Below are 16,327 nucleotides of genomic sequence, written 5' to 3' on the forward strand. Positions count from 1 at the left end.
AGAAGCACGGAGCAAGAAGGACTTAGATAAGGCTATCCTTAGGTTTAGCCGCAGGGGATCCCTAGAATTAGGGAAATCCAGCAAGCACTATATCGCGAAGGAACACAACGACCATGAGCCAGCAGGTACTGATTCTCGATGACCACACGGTATTTGTTGAGCTGCTGCAGCTGGCCCTGAACAATTCTCCCGGCATCAGCTGCAAACTCACCGCCCGCACCATTGCCGAAGCCGAGGCCGTCGCCGCCCGACATGATTTCACCGTGGCCATCGTTGACGTGCAGCTGCCTGACGGCAGCGGAATCGATGCGGTATCACGATTGCGCGAACTGCGTCCGGACAGCAGGATCGTGGTGCTCACGGCGAACCCGCGTGCCCAGCTGGCTCATGCCGCGCTCGCCGCCGGCGCTTGCGCCTTCCTTGCCAAGGACGGCAGCCTCGAGGAGGTCATCAGGGCGGTTAGCCACGCCAATGCCACGCACCCGGTCATCACCCGGAACCTGGTCCGGCGCAAGAGTGCAGAAGGGGGCCTGACGCCCCGTGAGCAGGAAGTGCTCGAACTGCTCGGACAGGGGCTGTCCGCCGCCCAGATCGCTGTACAGCTCTCCCTTTCGCTATACACCGTACGCGACCACATCAAGTCGGTCCTTGCCAAGCTCGGCTGCCGTTCCCAGCTCGATGCGGTGTCCAAGGCCTTGCGCCTGGGCCTGCTGACCGTGGCGGCCTAGGTGGAACGAGCCTCGGCACCGAATACCGACAGCGCCTTCCGCCGGATCATGACCTGGTACATCGCCACCTCGACCACCGTGCTGCTGCTGGTGCTCTCCACCGTTGTAGTCACCGACTGGCGGCTGACACAGCTGGAGGCGAATCGGGTCGCCGAATCGGTGGCACGGCATGTGGCCGATTCGGTCAGCGACACCCTCTCGGCCGCGGATTTCGGCGGCACCGATGACATCGGCCGCGACCAGCTGCTTGGCGAATTGCAGGGTTACTTCGATTCCGGCATGGTCATGCGCGTCAAGGTCTGGAAAGTCGAGGGGGACACGGTGCGCGTGGTGTTCTCCGACGAGTCTGCTATCGAAGGGGAAGTGCGTTCCTTCTCCGCGGAGCTGGCCGACCGCTTGGATGCCGGCGAGGCGGTGGTGCTCCCGGTGCCGGATGATGCCGAGCATCGCTTCGAGCACGGCAGCGCAGAGGAGCTAAGGGAAACCTTCATCGGGTTCACCGACAGTGCGGGCAACGCGATGCGTCTGGAGGCATACACCCCGGTCCATGCCAAGGCGATAACCGAACGCTCGCTGGCCCTCCAGCTTCCCATCATGCTCGGCGGTTTGCTGCTGCTTGCCGCCATCCTTATCCTGTTGGCCATGACCCTCTTCAAGCGGCTGCACGCCCTGACCGAACAACGGCACCACGCCATGGTCTACGCCGCGACCGCCCGCGATGACGAGCGTCGTGCACTGGCCCGCCAACTGCACGACGGAGTGATCCAGGATATCGCCGGAGCGGCCATGGTCTTGAAAGCCGCCGCAGGAACGGCGCCGGGCGGGAACATCGATGCCCGGTCACTGCGGCGCATCGCGGACATCCTTGGTGAGGATACTCATCAATTGCGTTCGCTTCTCAGCGAGTTCTACGACACCCCTGTCACCGGGCACACCCTGCAGCAGGCGCTTGTCGAGGCCGTCGAACGGCTGCCCGCCGAAGGGGTGGACATCACGCTGGATGCCCACCCCGGTGACAGCCTTTCGGACGAAGCCGCGGCCGTGATCTACCGTGCTGCCAGGGAGTTCATCCGCAACGCGCTGACCCATTCGGGCGCGGCGAACATCTCGGTGCTGGTTGCCACGGACAAGTCCGGCACCCGGCTCACGGTCGGTGATGACGGATCCGGCTTCGACCCGGCGCGCCGCGACCGCGCCGGACACTTCGGCTTGGCCCTGGTGGAGCACTCCGTCAACGAAGCCGGCGGCCGGGTGGACATCGACAGTCGCCCCGGCGGCGGGGCCGTGCTCACCGTGCGGATTCCGGCCGGGGCATGAGTGGTCCGGCGAGCCCTCGCATTCCCTGCATTCCGCCGGAAGCCCCGCCGATGGCGTAGAGCCCGGCAACGTCGGTGCCGTGGTCCCCGGGCCGCACCCGGACCCGCCCATGGTGGGCGGAGGGTGCGATCTCGATGGGAGCCTCCGCGTCGAATTCGAAGAGCGGTCCAGCAGGCCGTTCGCCTTCCGCCGGTGGCGTCGGAGTTGCGCTCACCGTGATGTCGGTGCCGACCCCGTAGTCCGATTCGAGCGCAGCGGCCTGCGCATCCCGCACCCCCGCCGACAGCGAGTTGACGATAACGACCAGCCCAATGGCAAGCGCCATGGCGATGGAGATGATGGCGGTCTGTTTCCTGCGCCCCGACAGCTCTCGTCCCAAATACCGTGCGAACATCCCAGTTCCCTTCACTGCGCGGACAATTGCCGCACCTGTTGTTCAAGTTGTTCCGGATTTTTGCGCATTGACTTGGGCCGACCTGAATCTGGATTACGTATGAGCTGTGCCCTCACTGTGCAGGCAGAATTCCAGGCACCGCGAACGTGGTGGTGCCAACACTGGATTCAGCCAAGAACGCGGCAGTCGACGATTAGGCTTGTTGATAGGCCCATTCGCACCAGGTACATTTTGCTCCGTGGGCCCTGAAACAACTTTTCGAGGATTCCCTTGCCTTTCACCCTGGCCCACCCAGCTGCCGTCCTGCCGTTCCTGCGTCAACCCTTCGTCCCTATCGCCTTGGTTGCCGGGGCCATGGCCCCGGACATCCCGTACTTCGCCATGGTGTCTTCCACGAGTGCCGCCTGGTACGCACCCATGCTCAATGGCGCCAACTCGCATGACCTTTCCCAGATCCTAACCGTTGGTTTGCCGCTGGCGCTGGTCTTGGCCGGTTTCCTGTGGCTCGTGGCCAAACCGCTGCGGTGGGCGCTTCCCGACTCGTGGGTCCCGGACAAGCCGGCGCTCAAGGGCCGCCCGCCCACGAGCGCCCGGGTTGCACTGTGGACGTTCTATTCGCTGATGCTTGGACTTCTCACGCACCTGGCCTGGGACTCGTTCACGCACTCCTACGGCTGGGTCGTTGAACAGGTGCCGTTGCTGGCCAGCAAACCCGTTGCCGGAATTGCCGTTTACCGTCTCCTGCAGCATGGCAGCACCTTGGCCGGCTTGGTGGTCTTGGCCCTTTGGTACCTCAAACGGCAAAGGGCATCGGGCCACCACGTGAAAACGAGCGAACCCGCTGGCCAGAAGGTCCGCACCATCCTGTTGGCCCTGTTCCTGGTGGTTCCGGCCGTGACTGCAGCTGTCCTTGGCCTGGGTTCGACACCCATCCTGGAAGATTCGGCAAGCGCCGGGTCGTTCCTCTGGATCATCATCACCCGCGGCGGGGCCGCGTTCGTTGTTGCCTTGGCTGCCTACGGTGCCGCGTGGCAAATCGTGGCCTTGTTCCGGAAGCTCCGCGCCATGTCCAGGGCCCGCGCCTAGCCCCTGCACCAATGGTGGCGTTGTCCATCTTCACTTGCTATGTTGAAGATTACCGACGCCGGTTTCCCTGCGGAGGGGAAGGCATCCACCGTGGACTGCCAACCCACCGGCCGTTTCGAAGCTGCGGAGTGTTGCCTCGGACAGAACAAAGCCAAGGCAGGCTTCCTCCGGCGCTTCGCCTGAAGGGTAAGGAAGTCGCCACCATGACGGGCACCACCGATTCAGCAGAAAACCTCGCGGCAGCCATCGCCATCGCCGCGGACAACGTCCGCAATGCGGGCGGTCCCTTCGGTGCCCTGATCGTGGCCGCCGACGGATCGCGCTTCGAGGGCGTCAACAGGGTCACCGCGAACAACGACCCCACCGCCCACGCCGAGGTCACGGCCATCCGCGCCGCCTGCCAAGAACTCGGAACCTTCGACCTCACCGGCGCCGTGCTGTACTCGAGTTGCGAGCCCTGCCCTATGTGTCTTGCTTCAGCCCTCTGGGCACGCGTGTCTCGTGTGGTCTTTGCCTCCGACAGGCACGAGGCGGCCGAGGCGGGATTCGACGACGCGGCATTCTACGAATACTTCGAGGGCAGCGAGGCGGAACGAGCCACCCTGATGCCCGTCGAACGCATCAACGACGCCCGGGTCGATCGCCATGAGCCTTTCGCGTTGTGGGCTGCCCTCGACACCCGCATCGAGTACTAGGCACGGCGAGTCAGTTGAAATTCACCGACCGCAGCCACCAGCGGGCCAGGGACAGCATGCCCCCACCGAGCACCCGCATCTCGATGCCGGAACCCCCACTGCAAGGTCGGCGAGCGCGGCTCCGGGATCCGGTCACTCATGTGGCTTGTACCGGCAGGTCCTCCCCTTTGCCTTCCACTCGATGCGATCTCGCTGTTCTTGGGCGTCTTCAAGGATTCGAGCCATGCTGAATCTCCATTCCGCGTTGAACACGTCGATGACGGCTGTCGGCGAATCCTTCGCTGTGGCCACCATCGTGGGCACCCGGGGTTCGACCCCGCATCCTCGTGGAACCTCGATGCTGATTCATGGGAATGGCCGAATCACCGGGTCGCTTTCCGGCGGCTGCATCGATGCGGCGGTGCACACCGCGGCGCTCGAGGCCCTGGCGCAAGGGACCTCGCGCCGGGAGCATTACGGCTATTCACCCACCGATCCTTTCGCCACCGGACTGATGTGCGGAGGTGAAGTGGACGTGCACATCGGACCCTTTGACGCCGGTTCATCCATGCACCGGCTGCTGGAAACCTATGCGTCGCTTCCGTCAGCGGATCCAGTGGCCCTGGTTCGCCGGATCGATGCAGGGTCTTCCGATTCGACGTTGATTTCGGATCCCTCCACCCTGTCCGTTTCCGGCCTGGCCGGGCTACTGGCCCCGTTGGTGGGAGAAGACGGCAACTCGCAGGCCGCCAGGCTCTGTTTTCCGCTGATTGCCGCCGGCCGCACCGGAGTCATCAAACTGGACCAGGAATCCGGTTCCAGCAGTGCCGGGGCCGTTGAGCTGTTTGTCGAGTCGCGGCTCGCCCCGCCACGCATGATCGTTTTCGGGGCCAACAGCTATGCCGAGGAATTGCTGAAGCTGGCCCCGACGCTCGGCTACTCCTCCACGCTGTGCGACGCCCGCGCCGCCTTCACCCTGCAGCCGCGCTTCAGGGTTGCCGACGAGATTTCCACGCTCTGGCCTCATGACTACCTGGCCGGCGAAATTGCCGCCCGACGCGTCGATGAACGCACGGTGTTGTGCGTGCTGACCCACGACGCGAAATTCGACATCCCGTTGCTGTCCCTGGCGCTGGGCCAGCCTGTCGCCTTCGTGGGTGCCATGGGCTCGCGGACCAGTCACGAATCCCGCATGCGCGAGTTGCGGGCAGCCGCTGTCCCCGAAAAAGCGCTGGCCACCCTGCACTCCCCCATCGGTCTTGACCTGCAAGCCGCCACCCCCGGCGAAGTTGCCATCGGGATTGCCGCGGAGATCATCGCCAGCAGGTCGCCCTTGGCCACGGGTGCTGCACTGAACACGCTGTCCGGGCCCATCCATGGCGGAGACCCCGGCAGCACTTCTGCCAACGAAGCATCCCACCAACCCGCCACACAGGTGGCCCCGGCATGGACCTGAACACGGTCGGCCATAGTTCCGAGTGCCATCCATTGCGCCAGCGGCCTACCACGACGACAATCCCGGACTCCCCGCGTGGCGCGCAGGGCGCAACGCTCTTTGAGGAGATGCTCATCGATGGCACGGGGAAGGTCACGACCGAGTGCTGCGGCAGTACCGCGTCCCCACCGTTACCGATATAGCCGCTACTTCCAGCCGAGTGCCTCGAGGTCGGCGACAGTGTCGATGTCCGTTCCGGTGTCCAGATCCGAGCAGTCGACGAGGTCGACTAGTTCCCGGTGCGCTGCCAGGTAGTCCCGCGCCCCGGCATCGCCGGAGGCTGCCGCTGCCGCCGCCGGAATGTGCTCGGGGGCGAAGATCACCGGGTGTCCGCGCCGCAACGACGCGTCGTCCCGGCGGTAGCCGGCAGCGGTGATCCGTCCTGCACGGTGTTCAGAGGCTATCCGGCGGACAAGAGCTGCACTCATGCCGGGTTGGTCCACCAGTGCCAGCAGCGCAGCCGCCCCGTCGGGGACCGCGCCCATGCCCATGGCGAAAGACGACCCCATGCCGGTTGCCCAGTGCTCGTTCACCAGCACCGTGGCACCGGGTTCGGTGACCTGTTCCTTGACCCGTGTGGCCTCGGCCCCCAGCACCACCACGAACTGGGTGCAACCTCCGCCCCGGAGCGCGGCAAGTGCGGAGCCCAGCAGGCTCTGGCCGTTTGGCTTGCGCAACAACGCCTTGGGACCGCGGCCCAGGCGCGATCCCGCGCCGGCGGCCAGCAGCACGCCCACCACGGGAGGGCTCTCATTCTGGCTGGTCATCTGCCCATCCTAGGTCCTAACGCGGACCAGTGCCCCGCAAGGCCGGGGCCTCTGCGGGCGCATACGACCGGACACGTTGAGGGGGGCGCTTCACTTTTGGAAGCGCCCCCCCTCAACGTAGGACAACCGGATTTTCGGACCTGTTACGGCTCGGTGATGAAGCCCTCCGCGACCATCCATTCGAAGGCCACGTCCGCGGGCTCGCGGCCGTTGACGTCGACCTCCAGGTTCATCTCCTGGAGTGCTTCGTCGGTGAGCAACGGGGCGATACTGGCAAAGACGTCCTCGATGCCCGGGTATTTGTCGGAAAATTCCCCGAAGAAGACCGGAGAAACGTTGTAGGCGGGGAAATACCCCAGGTCGTCCTCCAGAACCGTCAGGTCCAGGGCCTTGATGCGGCCATCGGTGGTGAAGACCTCACCGAAGTTGCAGGCACCGTTGTCGGTGGCACTGTAGATCGCCCCGGTGTCGTAGAGCCCCACGTTGGTGTCGGGCACCGACTTGGGGTTGCCGCGTTCCAGCCCGTAGAGCTCAAGCATCGGGTTCAGGCCGTCCGCCCGGGAATTGAATTCCGCGTCAACGCAAAACGTCAGGTCCTCGGGATCGAGGTCCTTGAGCTCGGAAAGCTTGCTGATCCCGCCGAGGTCCTCGACCGCTTCACTGCGCACGGCCATGGCGTAGGTGTTGTTCATGGGTGCGGGCTTGCCCCAGAGGATCCCGTTCTCCTCGAGGTCTTGGTCGTGCACCACCTGCCACTGCTCGGACTGGTCGGCGATGCCTGTTTCGTGTCCCAGGTAGGTCAGCCAGGCGGTTCCCGTGTATTCCCACAGCACGGAGGCCTGGCCGGACAACAGGAGCTCACGGGCCGGTTGGCTGCCGGGAACACCCGTCAGGTCGTTGACCTTGAATCCGGCGGCCTGGCCGGCCAGCACGGCAATCTTGCCCAGGATCAACTGTTCGGTGAACGACTTGCTTGTCACCGTCATGGTGGGATTCCCCGGGAGGTTGGGAAGCGGGCTAATGCTTCCCGGCCCGGCGGGCGGCACATACGAGCCCGCCGAGGACAGTCCGCATCCGGTCAGCAGCATGCCGGCCGCCGCCACGAGTGCGGTTGACTTGATCCATTTTCCTGCATTCATCTCTAAAGTCCTTTCGGCCGGGCGAGCTGCTCCACGACACGGCCAAGCCAGTCGATGAGCAGTGCCAGCAATGCCACCAGCAGGGATCCTGCAATCAGCACGACCGTGAGGTTCAGGTTCACGCCGGTGGTGATCAGGATTCCCAGACCGCCGCCGTTGATGAAGGCGGCGAGAGTGGCGGTGCCGACCAGCAAGACCAGCGCGGTGCGGATGCCCGAAAGCATGACCGGGACAGCCAGCGGCAACTCGACCTTGAACAGCACGGCCATGGAGCTCATGCCCATGCCGCGTCCCGCCTCGACGAGGCGCTCGTCAACCTGCTTGAGTCCGACCATGGTGTTGGTCAGCACCGGCAGGATCGCGTACAGCACCAGTGAGATAACGGCAGCCCAATATCCGAAGCCCACCAGGAATGCCAGGATGACGACCAGGCCAATGGCCGGGGCCGCCTGACCGATGTTGGCCACTGCCATCACCGGGTTGGTGAACCTGCGCATCGAGGGTCGGGTCAGCACGATCCCCAGCGGGACGGCGATGACCAACACGATGAGCGCGGCCACCACCGTGAGGCTCAGGTGCTCGACGGTGTAGCCCCAGAGGATTGCCGGGGCCAGCGTGGTGCGCTCGGTCTCGCTCAGGTCCGAGTTGGCCAGCCAGATCGCCACGGAGGCCAGTGCTGCGAGGATTCCCAGCAGCTGAAGCCCCAGCACCAGCCACGGACGCTGTACGGGGCGGCTCGGCTCGGTGATCTGGGCGAGATTGGAGCCAGCGGCAAGGGTACTCATCGCGGCTCCTCCGTACTTTGCGGCTCCGCCGCCACGGCATTCTCCACGGCGAGGGCCGGAATGGCGCCGGAGTTCAATCCAACGGGTGCCTCGGAAGCGTCCGCGGCCGCGGCGTTGGCTTGGGAGATGGCCTCCATGATGGTCTGCACGTTGATCAGGCCCCGGAAGACGTCGCGCCTGCCCGTGACGACGGCGGTCTCGGAACTCGAAACCAGCATGGTGTCCAACGCGTCGTTCAGGGTCGACTGGTCGCTGACCGACGGCATCGACTCGTCGATGGTGTCGTCGACCACCTGCAGGCGGGAGAGCTGGCGACGGGTGAGGCGTCGAATGGGCCGGCGGCGTTGGTCCAGGACTACCGCATACGATGCTCCCTCGCCCTGGAGCCGGGATAGTACATCGCTGGCCAACTCGCCTGGCAGCGCGGTGATCGCATCCATAAGCGCGACCTCGTTCACCCGGGTCAGGGTGAGCTGCTTGAGGCCGGCACCGGAGCCAATGAAGTTCTCCACGAACTCATTGGCGGGGTTGGCCAAGACGCGCTCCGGCGAATCGTACTGGACCAGCTGGGCACCCTCGTTGAAGACGGCGATCCAGTCGCCCAGCTTTACCGCCTCATCGAAGTCGTGCGTCACCATCACGATGGTCTTCTGCACCTCGGACTGGATGTTCAGCAGTTCGTCCTGCAGGCGCTGGCGGGTGATCGGGTCAACTGCGCCAAAGGGCTCGTCCATGAGCAGCACCGGCGGATCGGCGGCCAACGCTCGCGCAACGCCAACGCGCTGCTGCTGCCCGCCGGAGAGCTCCTTGGGATAGCGATCGCGGTAGATGGCCGGATCCAGCGAGACCAGCTCCAGCAGCTCATCGATGCGGGCAGCGATCTTGTCCTTTTTCCAGCCCAGCATCTTGGGAACGATGGCGATGTTCGCTGCCACGGTCATATGCGGAAAGAGTCCCCCGGCCTGGATGACATAGCCAATGCGGCGGCGCAGTGTGTCGCCGTCCATCTTGGTGACGTCTTCGCCGTTGATGACGATCTTTCCGCCGGTGGGCTCGATGAGCCGGTTGATCATTTTCAGGGTGGTCGTCTTGCCGCAGCCCGATGGGCCAACGAGCATGACGATGCTTCCTGCCGGGATCTCGAGGGTGAGTCCGCCGACGGCAGGCTTGACCTGGCCGGGGTACTGCTTGGTGACTTCGTCAAGCAAGATTGATGCGCCAGTGATGGCGTCAGAGGATTCAGACACGGATACCTCGCGGAGTGGTAAGTCGGCCGATGCCGAGCAAAATGAGATCGAGAATGAAGGCCAGGATGACCACGCCAATGACACCGACAAGCACTGAGTCAAAGGCCTTTGCTCCACCCAGGCGGGAGAGGCCGGAGAAGATGAATCCGCCGAGGCCGGGGCCCAGGGCATAGGCGGCAATCGCGGCAACGCCCATCACCATCTGGGCCGATACCCGGATGCCGGACAGGATGACGGGCCATGCCATGGGAAGTTCAACCGTTGCCAGGGTGCGCATGCGGCTCATGCCGATGCCGCGGGCGGACTCAACCACTGACGGGGAGATGCCGGCCAGGCCGACGATGGCATTGCGGACAATGGGCAGCGCGGCAAAGAACGTGACCACGATGACGGCGGGGGTCACGCCGAACCCGAATGGGGCGATCAACAAGCCGATCGCAGCGAACGAGGGGATGGTCAGGCCAATGGCCGAGACCCCGTTAGCCAGGGAAGACAAGGACTTATTGCGGTAAACCAGCGCCGCAATCACCACGGCGATAATCGTCGCGAGGATCAGACACTGCGCAACTAGCGAGAAATGTTGCCACGAGGCGAACAATATTTGGCGGAATCTTTCGCCAATGAATTCAAACACATCAAAACCTGCTTCACTTTGGTTACGTAGCCTGCTCTCATCGGCCCGAAGGCCTCAGATACCGTGCAAACATACGTGAAAGGGGGCTTCATATCTACTTGGGAGCGCCTCGGGCAATCCATCGAGATTGAATGGGAATTGATGGCTTTATCCGGGAATTATCCGTCCAAAGCGGTATTTGAAGAGTCGAAGGATATCACCACGAACTGTCGGAAAATCCTTGAAAACATAGGGCTGACAATGGATCTGGTCTCCTCACGCGAGTGTCTCCCGATCCTACTCCGCGTGTCCCCGGCCCGACAGCCCGCCAAGCGTCCCGAAGAGCAAAACACTGAGTCAAAAAAGTAGTGGCCCTCACATCAGAACGTCGGATTCCGATCCGGTGAGGCACTTCGACTTGCATGTATTTTTCAACCCCTCGCACGTTCCTGGGCAGTTCCGATCCGGGCTTGCCGCATGGTTCATCAACCATCTGCGCATTGGACACCGCTGAGAGAAAGGGGAATTCTTGTCCGGAGGCGGGACAGGCAGGGTGCCCATGGCCGTTGGCGCCAGCCTGGCCGCTCCGGAACAAGGCCCACCACGGACCCATGGAGAACCTCTTCGTGCCACGACAGAATTCGCGCATCCTTGCCCTTTCAACGACGTCGAAATCAACACTCGAGGCTCATTCGGGGCATCTCACCGCCGTTCGTTTATTCATATTCGGAAGGTGCCAATCCCAACATGAGAATCGTCGATTAATTCCTTTCATTCCGGTCTGCGCAGCCCGCCAGAGCGAACGGTGGAATGCAGTAAATGTCATCGCGGCCATCGGTGGCCGGACGCTGAAGGGCGATTCACCTTTCATTCATTCGGGCCGTTGTGTTTCCGTCATGGTGCCGCAGCCCGGCATCTCCACCGCCGTGGGCCTGTTCGCGTTCCGGAATGTGTTGGCGGATTATTCCCCGCCGTGTTACACATTAAGCCTGTGTGTCCGTAACTCCCCATGACCATCCAATACAGTGCCTCTGGCCGAATTAATAAGGAATTAGCCGTGGATGATCTTGCACAATCGGAACGAACGACCCTGGCTTCCCCCGCCTATGCTGTCGACATGATCGCCAACCTGGGTCGCGTCACCCTCGACTGGCGACACAAAGCCATACCAGCCACCTTCCAGGGGCAAAGCGCCGCCGAATTCACCTCGGGGGACGTGGAGCTTTCCCAGCTGCAAACGCCGCTGTTGACCCTGGACCTCACGGCCATGACCCACAACCTCAAGCAGATCTCTGCCTGGGGCAGCGCGCGCGGGGTGTTGTTGTCCCCGCATGGCACCACCACCATGGCCCCGCAATTGTGGGCCGAACAATTGGAACGCGGCGCGTGGGGCATCACCTTGGCCAACTACGCCCAAATGCGTGTGGCACACGCCCATGGCATCGCGAGGGTGCTGCTCCCCAATACGCTTTCCGATCCGAGGGCCATCGCCTGGGTGTCCTCGGTGACCGGGGACGATTTCGAAGTGGTCTCATGGGTCGACTCGTTGCAAAGCGTGGAGCTGCTTGAAGCCACACTCACGCGACTGGCCGCAAGCATGGAAAGCACGCCTACTCCCCTGCGGGTGATGGTGGAGCTCGGCGGCTCCGTCGGCCGCACCGGCGCCCGTACCATCAATGAAGTACTGGACATCTCCCGCGCCGTTGCCGCATCCACCCACCTCATCCTTGTGGGCATCGGCGGCTATGAGGGTACACCGGCCCACGGCGCCGACGAGGCCGCCCTGCAAACGGTGCGTGATTACCTGGTGCAGATGTTCAAGGCGCACAAACTCATTTTGGCGTCCGGGCACTACGCCGCCGGGGCAAATTTGATCTTGAGCACCGGTGGCAGGGCCAGCTTCGAGGATGTTGCGTCGATGCTGTCACCCGCCATTGACGCCGGCACCGGCGCCGGGGGCCGTCGGATCGATGTCTTGATCCGGTCCGGGGACTACCTGGTGCATGACGACCGGTTCCACCGCGGCATTTCACACTTCGCCCGCCAGCGCATTGCCCCGTTTCGCGCCGCCATGCACGGCTGGGCCCGCGTGGTTTCCCAGCCCGAGGCGGGTCTGGCCCTGCTCGACGGCGGCAAACGCGATTTCCCCTTCGATGAGGGACTGCCCGAACCAGAAATGATCGGTCCAGACCTGGGCAGCAAAATGACCGAATTGGTCGGTGCGAGCATCGTGACGCAATACGACCAGCACTCTTTCCTGCGCTTCGATCCGGCCACCACCACGGTAAAGGTCGGCGACGTGATCCGGCTGGGCCTGTCCCACCCCTGCACTGCCTTTGACAAGTGGTCGTTGATCCCGGTTCTCGAGGATGCAGTGGAGGACCAACGGGTCGTCTCCCTAGTTCACACCTTCTTCTAATGCGGATCGATGCTGTGCGCCCGCTCCCGGTGCGCACAGCCATCACCCGCACCCGTATCATCGACGGCTCCGGGAGCGCCGAATACGCCGGCGACGTCGTGCTCGAGGACGGCCTCATTTCGCGTATTCTCCCGGCCGGGGCTTTCATCGAGGACGGCGACACGCTGGTCATCGACGGGTCTGGCCTGGTCACCTGTCCGGGATTCATCGACATGCACGGGCGCTCCGAGCCGACCCTGCCGACCGGTCCTGCCCACCATGCAGCCCTCACGCAGGGCGTGACCACCCAGGTCCTGGGGCAGGAGAAGCTCTCCCTCGCCCCGCACGTAGAATCGCGTGCACCACTTGACTGGCCGTCCGTGGGCCAATACCTTGACCGGATCGACGAGGGAACAGGCGCCAATGTGGCCTGTCTGGTGCCGCTGGGGAGCGTGCGGGCCGTTGCCATGCGGGGCGTAGAGAGCGCGTCCGTGGCCGAAATGATTGCCGCCCAGGCCAAGGCCATTGCCGATGCCTTGGAGCAGAGCGCGGTGGGCATGTCCTCCGGCCAGGAACATGACCCGGAGCCTCGCGCAACCGCAGCGGAGCTTGAGGCCCTGGGCACGGCCATTGCCGCCTGCGGCGGTTATTGGTCCCCGGAACACGACCCGCACCACGGCACTGTGCTGGAAGCCGTGGCCGGCAGCATCGCCGTGGCCGCCAGGACCGGGGTGTCCCTACAACTGGCCCATCTGCGCATGGATGCCGGGGCATCCCCGGGTACGGTTGCGGAACTTCTGGACATGCTTGACGCGGCCCTGGATGCCGGCGTCGACCTGGGCTGCGATTCCCACCCCTACCTCGAGGTCCCCGGGCTCCTGTCCTCGTTGTTGCCTTCCTGGGCACGGGAAGGGCACACCGCCGACATCCTGGCCCGCTTCGACGATGCCGATGCCGTGGCGCGGATCCGGGCCGAGGTCCAGGCCGATCCGAACATCGACTGGAAAGCGGTGCGCATCGCCTCGGTGGGTTCCGCACGGCTGTCCATGTTGGTGGGCCAGGACATCACCCGGATTGCCGCGATCCAGTCAACCGACGTGGTCACCACTTTCCTGCGCATCCTGGGCGCCGATGAGCTGGCCACCGGCATCCTGCACCGCACCGGGAACGAGGAAAACCTGCGGGCCATCATGGGGCACCGCAGCCACAGCGGGTCCGGTCCCGGAGCGCCTTTGGCCGCGGCCCACCCAGGTACCTGGGGCGTCTTTCCGCGCTTCATGGCGCAGTATGCCGGGGAAGCGGGACCGATGGACATGCCGGGGATGATCCACCAGCTCACCGGCCGTCCAGCGGCCCGCCTGGGACTCGTCGGTCGCGGTGTGCTGGCCGAGGGGAACGCCGCCGATGTGCTGGTCTTCGCTCCGGATGTCATTATTGACAGGGCCACCTTTGCCGATCCACGGCAACCGGCGGCAGGAATACAGCACGTGTTCGTCAACGGCGTGGCCGCCGTTTCCGAGCACCTACCCACTTCGGCCCTCGCCGGCCGGGCGCTGCGACGCAGCGCGAAAGGAAGAACGCAATCCACATGAACACGCCGGAAATGATCCAGATGCTCCAACGCGACAAGGCCCTGGCGGTGGTCCGTACCGAGGCGATCACCGACGCCGCAGAATTGTGCGGCGCACTGGTCTCCGGAGGCATCTACGCGGTGGAACTGACTTTCACGACCCCCGGAATGCTCACCCACCTGGCCCGCGCCGCCGACACCGTGCAGACCCACGGAGCAGTGGTCGGAGCCGGAACCGTGCTGCACGCGGACCAGGCTCGCGCCGCCATCGATGCAGGGGCCCAGTTCATCGTCGCCCCCGGCATCCGCCCGGAGGTGGCCGAGGTCGCCGCACAGGCCGGGGTGCCATTTTGCCTGGGGGCCATGAGCCCGACCGAAGTGGCCATGGCCCTTGACCTTGGCAGTGCCATGGTCAAGATCTTCCCCGCCGCAATCATGGGTTCGCGCTACCTCACCGAGTTGCAGGGTCCCTACCCGGGCGTGCGCCTGCTGCCCACCGGCGGGGTCACCCTGGCCAATGCCAAGGAGTTCCTGGAGGCAGGGGCGCTGGCTGTGTGTGTCGATTCCTCGGTGGTTCCCGGAGCACTGGTGGCCGCTGGCGAACACGAGGCCATTGCCATGCTTGCCGCCGAATTCACTGCCGCCCTGCGCTAGCGGCACCCGCGGGAAAAGAAAAAATGCGTCACCGGTTCCGGCGCATCGGTGCCCATGTGATGGGATAAGGGCATGAAACTTGCCACATTGCGCCGGGCCGATGCGCCCGAAAGCACCTTTGCCGCCTTGATCACCGAGAAGAACTTCAGCGAGCTCGAGGGCTTCGCCGATGTGGGGGCCTTCCTGGCCGCCGACCCCGAGGCCCGCACCGCGGCATTGGGTGTAGCCGCCACCGGCGCCGTCGCCGAGCTGGCCGACGCCGACTACGCCCCGCTGATCACCAACCCGGCCAAGGTGTATTGCATCGGGCTGAACTACCGCAACCACATTGCCGAAGTCGGCAAGGAGGAACCCGAGTTCCCGACGGTCTTCACCAAGTTCGCCTCCTCGCTGACCGGGGCCAACGACGAGATCGAGATCCCGGCCGAGGACCACCGCATCGACTGGGAGGGCGAGCTCGCCGTCATTATCGGCGAACCCGGGCGCCGCATCTCCGAGGCCGATGCCCCCAAGCACATTGCCGGTTACGCGGTCTCCAACGACGTGTCCATGCGCGGCTACCAAGGCCGCACCACCGAATGGACCCAGGGCAAGTGCTGGGACGCGGCTTCGCCATTGGGCCCGTGGCTGGTCAGCCCCGAGGACTTCGCCACGGGTGCGAAAATCACCACGCGCGTGAACGGGGAGATCGTGCAGGAAGATTCCACCGCCGACCTGGTCTTCTCCCCCGCGGCGCTGGTGGCCTACCTGTCGGTGTTCAATGAGTTGCGCCCTGGCGACGTGATCCTCACCGGGACCCCCGCCGGCGTGGCCCTGGGCAGGCGCAATGAGGCCGGACGCCACCCGTGGCTGAAGGCAGGCGACGTGCTGGAAACCTCCATCGAATCCCTGGGCACCAGCAGCAACACCTTTATCTAGGCGCCTGCCGATCCGGGGCGCAGTGGCGGATGGCTCCGTCGTTGGGCCCCGGATCCGCTCTACCGATTACGCCCCGCCCGTGCCCAGCTGCTCCCCGATGACCGAACGCAGCACCACGGCCTGGTTGTGTTCCTCGTCCTTGGCCCCATACAAGAGACACAGTCGCTCCTTGTCGCTGGCTAGGGACAACAATTTCTCCAAGGCCTCCGAACCGTCCAGTTCCTTGCGATAGGCCTTGGCAAAGGCCGGAAATTTCTTGGCGACGTAGCCAAATTGCTTTCGAAGTTCATCGGACGGCCCTGCTTCCTTAAGCCAGAGGTCCAGTTCCGCATCATCCTTTTTGATGCCCCGGGGCCAGATCCGATCCACCAGGACCCGGTAGCCGTCGTCGCTTTCGGCTGCCTCGTAGACTCGCTTGATCACCACGTTGCCCATGGCCGCATGCTACGCCGAAACCACCCAGAGGCCCAGCCAACAACTTGGTCCCCACCGGGCGTCGCGAACGGACACCCCGCATCCGGCGTAACACCGGCCGGATTCCG

17 protein-coding genes are annotated in these 16,327 nt (G+C 64.3%); 10 read left to right on the top strand and 7 right to left on the bottom strand.

Annotation, left to right across the window (positions count from 1 at the left end; translation table 11 throughout):
- The first annotated feature begins 113 nt into the window (after window positions 1-113).
- Both OIU93_RS07565 and OIU93_RS07570 read left to right on the top strand, forming a co-directional pair.
- Entirely contained in the window at window positions 114-728 is a 615-nt protein-coding gene (locus OIU93_RS07565; RefSeq protein ID WP_264269479.1) for a response regulator transcription factor, read from the top strand.
- Window positions 729-2,045 (top strand): sensor histidine kinase, encoded by a 1,317-nt coding sequence (locus tag OIU93_RS07570; protein WP_264269480.1) that lies wholly within the window; start codon window positions 729-731, stop codon window positions 2,043-2,045.
- Here the strand turns inward: OIU93_RS07570 and OIU93_RS07575 are convergent.
- Window positions 2,017-2,439 (bottom strand): hypothetical protein, encoded by a 423-nt coding sequence (locus OIU93_RS07575; RefSeq protein ID WP_372342885.1) that lies wholly within the window; start codon window positions 2,437-2,439, stop codon window positions 2,017-2,019. The two genes, OIU93_RS07570 and OIU93_RS07575, sit on opposite strands and share 29 nt — an antisense overlap.
- Window positions 2,440-2,709: 270 nt before the next feature.
- On the opposite strand from OIU93_RS07575, the gene OIU93_RS07580 reads away from it, so the two are divergent.
- The 3 genes from OIU93_RS07580 (at window position 2,710) to OIU93_RS07590 (ending at window position 5,655) form a co-directional block, all read left to right on the top strand.
- Entirely contained in the window at window positions 2,710-3,525 is an 816-nt protein-coding gene (locus OIU93_RS07580) for a DUF4184 family protein (RefSeq protein ID WP_264269481.1), read from the top strand.
- Between the two features lie 203 nt (window positions 3,526-3,728).
- Entirely contained in the window at window positions 3,729-4,220 is a 492-nt protein-coding gene (locus tag OIU93_RS07585; protein ID WP_264269482.1) for a nucleoside deaminase, read from the top strand.
- Between the two features lie 223 nt (window positions 4,221-4,443).
- Window positions 4,444-5,655 (top strand): XdhC family protein, encoded by a 1,212-nt coding sequence (locus OIU93_RS07590; RefSeq protein ID WP_264269483.1) that lies wholly within the window; start codon window positions 4,444-4,446, stop codon window positions 5,653-5,655.
- Between the two features lie 185 nt (window positions 5,656-5,840).
- On the opposite strand, the gene OIU93_RS07595 is transcribed toward OIU93_RS07590, so the two are convergent.
- From OIU93_RS07595 to OIU93_RS07615, 5 genes are all read right to left on the bottom strand, one after another.
- Entirely contained in the window at window positions 5,841-6,461 is a 621-nt protein-coding gene (locus OIU93_RS07595; RefSeq protein ID WP_264269484.1) for an NTP transferase domain-containing protein, read from the bottom strand.
- A gap of 143 nt (window positions 6,462-6,604) precedes the next feature.
- On the bottom strand, window positions 6,605-7,600 hold the full coding sequence (locus OIU93_RS07600) for a glycine betaine ABC transporter substrate-binding protein (protein ID WP_264269485.1): 996 nt from the start codon (window positions 7,598-7,600) through the stop codon (window positions 6,605-6,607).
- A 2-nt stretch (window positions 7,601-7,602) separates the two neighbouring features.
- On the bottom strand, window positions 7,603-8,385 hold the full coding sequence (locus OIU93_RS07605; protein WP_264269486.1) for an ABC transporter permease: 783 nt from the start codon (window positions 8,383-8,385) through the stop codon (window positions 7,603-7,605).
- Complete coding sequence (locus tag OIU93_RS07610) at window positions 8,382-9,632, bottom strand: ABC transporter ATP-binding protein (protein WP_264269487.1); 1,251 nt, start codon at window positions 9,630-9,632, stop codon at window positions 8,382-8,384. Before OIU93_RS07610 ends, OIU93_RS07605 begins: the two co-directional genes overlap by 4 nt.
- The gene (locus OIU93_RS07615; RefSeq protein WP_264269488.1) at window positions 9,625-10,266 is read right to left on the bottom strand and encodes an ABC transporter permease; all 642 of its coding nucleotides are present in this window, start codon (window positions 10,264-10,266) and stop codon (window positions 9,625-9,627) included. Before OIU93_RS07615 ends, OIU93_RS07610 begins: the two co-directional genes overlap by 8 nt.
- 590 nt (window positions 10,267-10,856) lie before the next feature.
- Between OIU93_RS07615 and OIU93_RS07620 the strand changes: the two genes are divergently transcribed.
- The 5 genes from OIU93_RS07620 to OIU93_RS07640 all read left to right on the top strand — a co-directional run bounded on the left by OIU93_RS07620 (window position 10,857) and on the right by OIU93_RS07640 (window position 15,785).
- Window positions 10,857-11,258: a hypothetical protein gene (locus OIU93_RS07620; protein ID WP_264269489.1), complete on the top strand. Its 402-nt coding sequence runs from the start codon at window positions 10,857-10,859 to the stop codon at window positions 11,256-11,258.
- Between the two features lie 44 nt (window positions 11,259-11,302).
- Complete coding sequence (locus OIU93_RS07625) at window positions 11,303-12,664, top strand: amino acid deaminase (protein ID WP_264269490.1); 1,362 nt, start codon at window positions 11,303-11,305, stop codon at window positions 12,662-12,664.
- A complete protein-coding gene (locus OIU93_RS07630) occupies window positions 12,664-14,235 on the top strand; it encodes an amidohydrolase family protein (protein WP_264269491.1) in 1,572 nt (523 codons plus the stop codon). The genes OIU93_RS07625 and OIU93_RS07630 overlap by 1 nt, the downstream gene beginning before the upstream one ends.
- Window positions 14,232-14,867, top strand: coding sequence for a bifunctional 4-hydroxy-2-oxoglutarate aldolase/2-dehydro-3-deoxy-phosphogluconate aldolase (locus OIU93_RS07635; protein ID WP_264269492.1), 636 nt, complete (start codon window positions 14,232-14,234; stop codon window positions 14,865-14,867). The genes OIU93_RS07630 and OIU93_RS07635 overlap by 4 nt, the downstream gene beginning before the upstream one ends.
- Before the next feature lie 72 nt (window positions 14,868-14,939).
- Window positions 14,940-15,785, top strand: coding sequence for a fumarylacetoacetate hydrolase family protein (locus tag OIU93_RS07640; protein ID WP_264269493.1), 846 nt, complete (start codon window positions 14,940-14,942; stop codon window positions 15,783-15,785).
- Window positions 15,786-15,851: 66 nt separating this feature from the next.
- Here the strand turns inward: OIU93_RS07640 and OIU93_RS07645 are convergent, their stop codons facing one another.
- Window positions 15,852-16,220, bottom strand: a complete 369-nt coding sequence (locus OIU93_RS07645; RefSeq protein WP_264269494.1) for a DUF488 domain-containing protein — start codon at window positions 16,218-16,220, stop codon at window positions 15,852-15,854.
- Window positions 16,221-16,327 lie beyond the last annotated feature (107 nt).

The sequence above is a fragment of the Paeniglutamicibacter sp. ZC-3 genome, from assembly GCF_025847175.2.
In the GTDB taxonomy this organism is placed as follows: domain Bacteria; phylum Actinomycetota; class Actinomycetes; order Actinomycetales; family Micrococcaceae; genus Paeniglutamicibacter; species Paeniglutamicibacter sulfureus.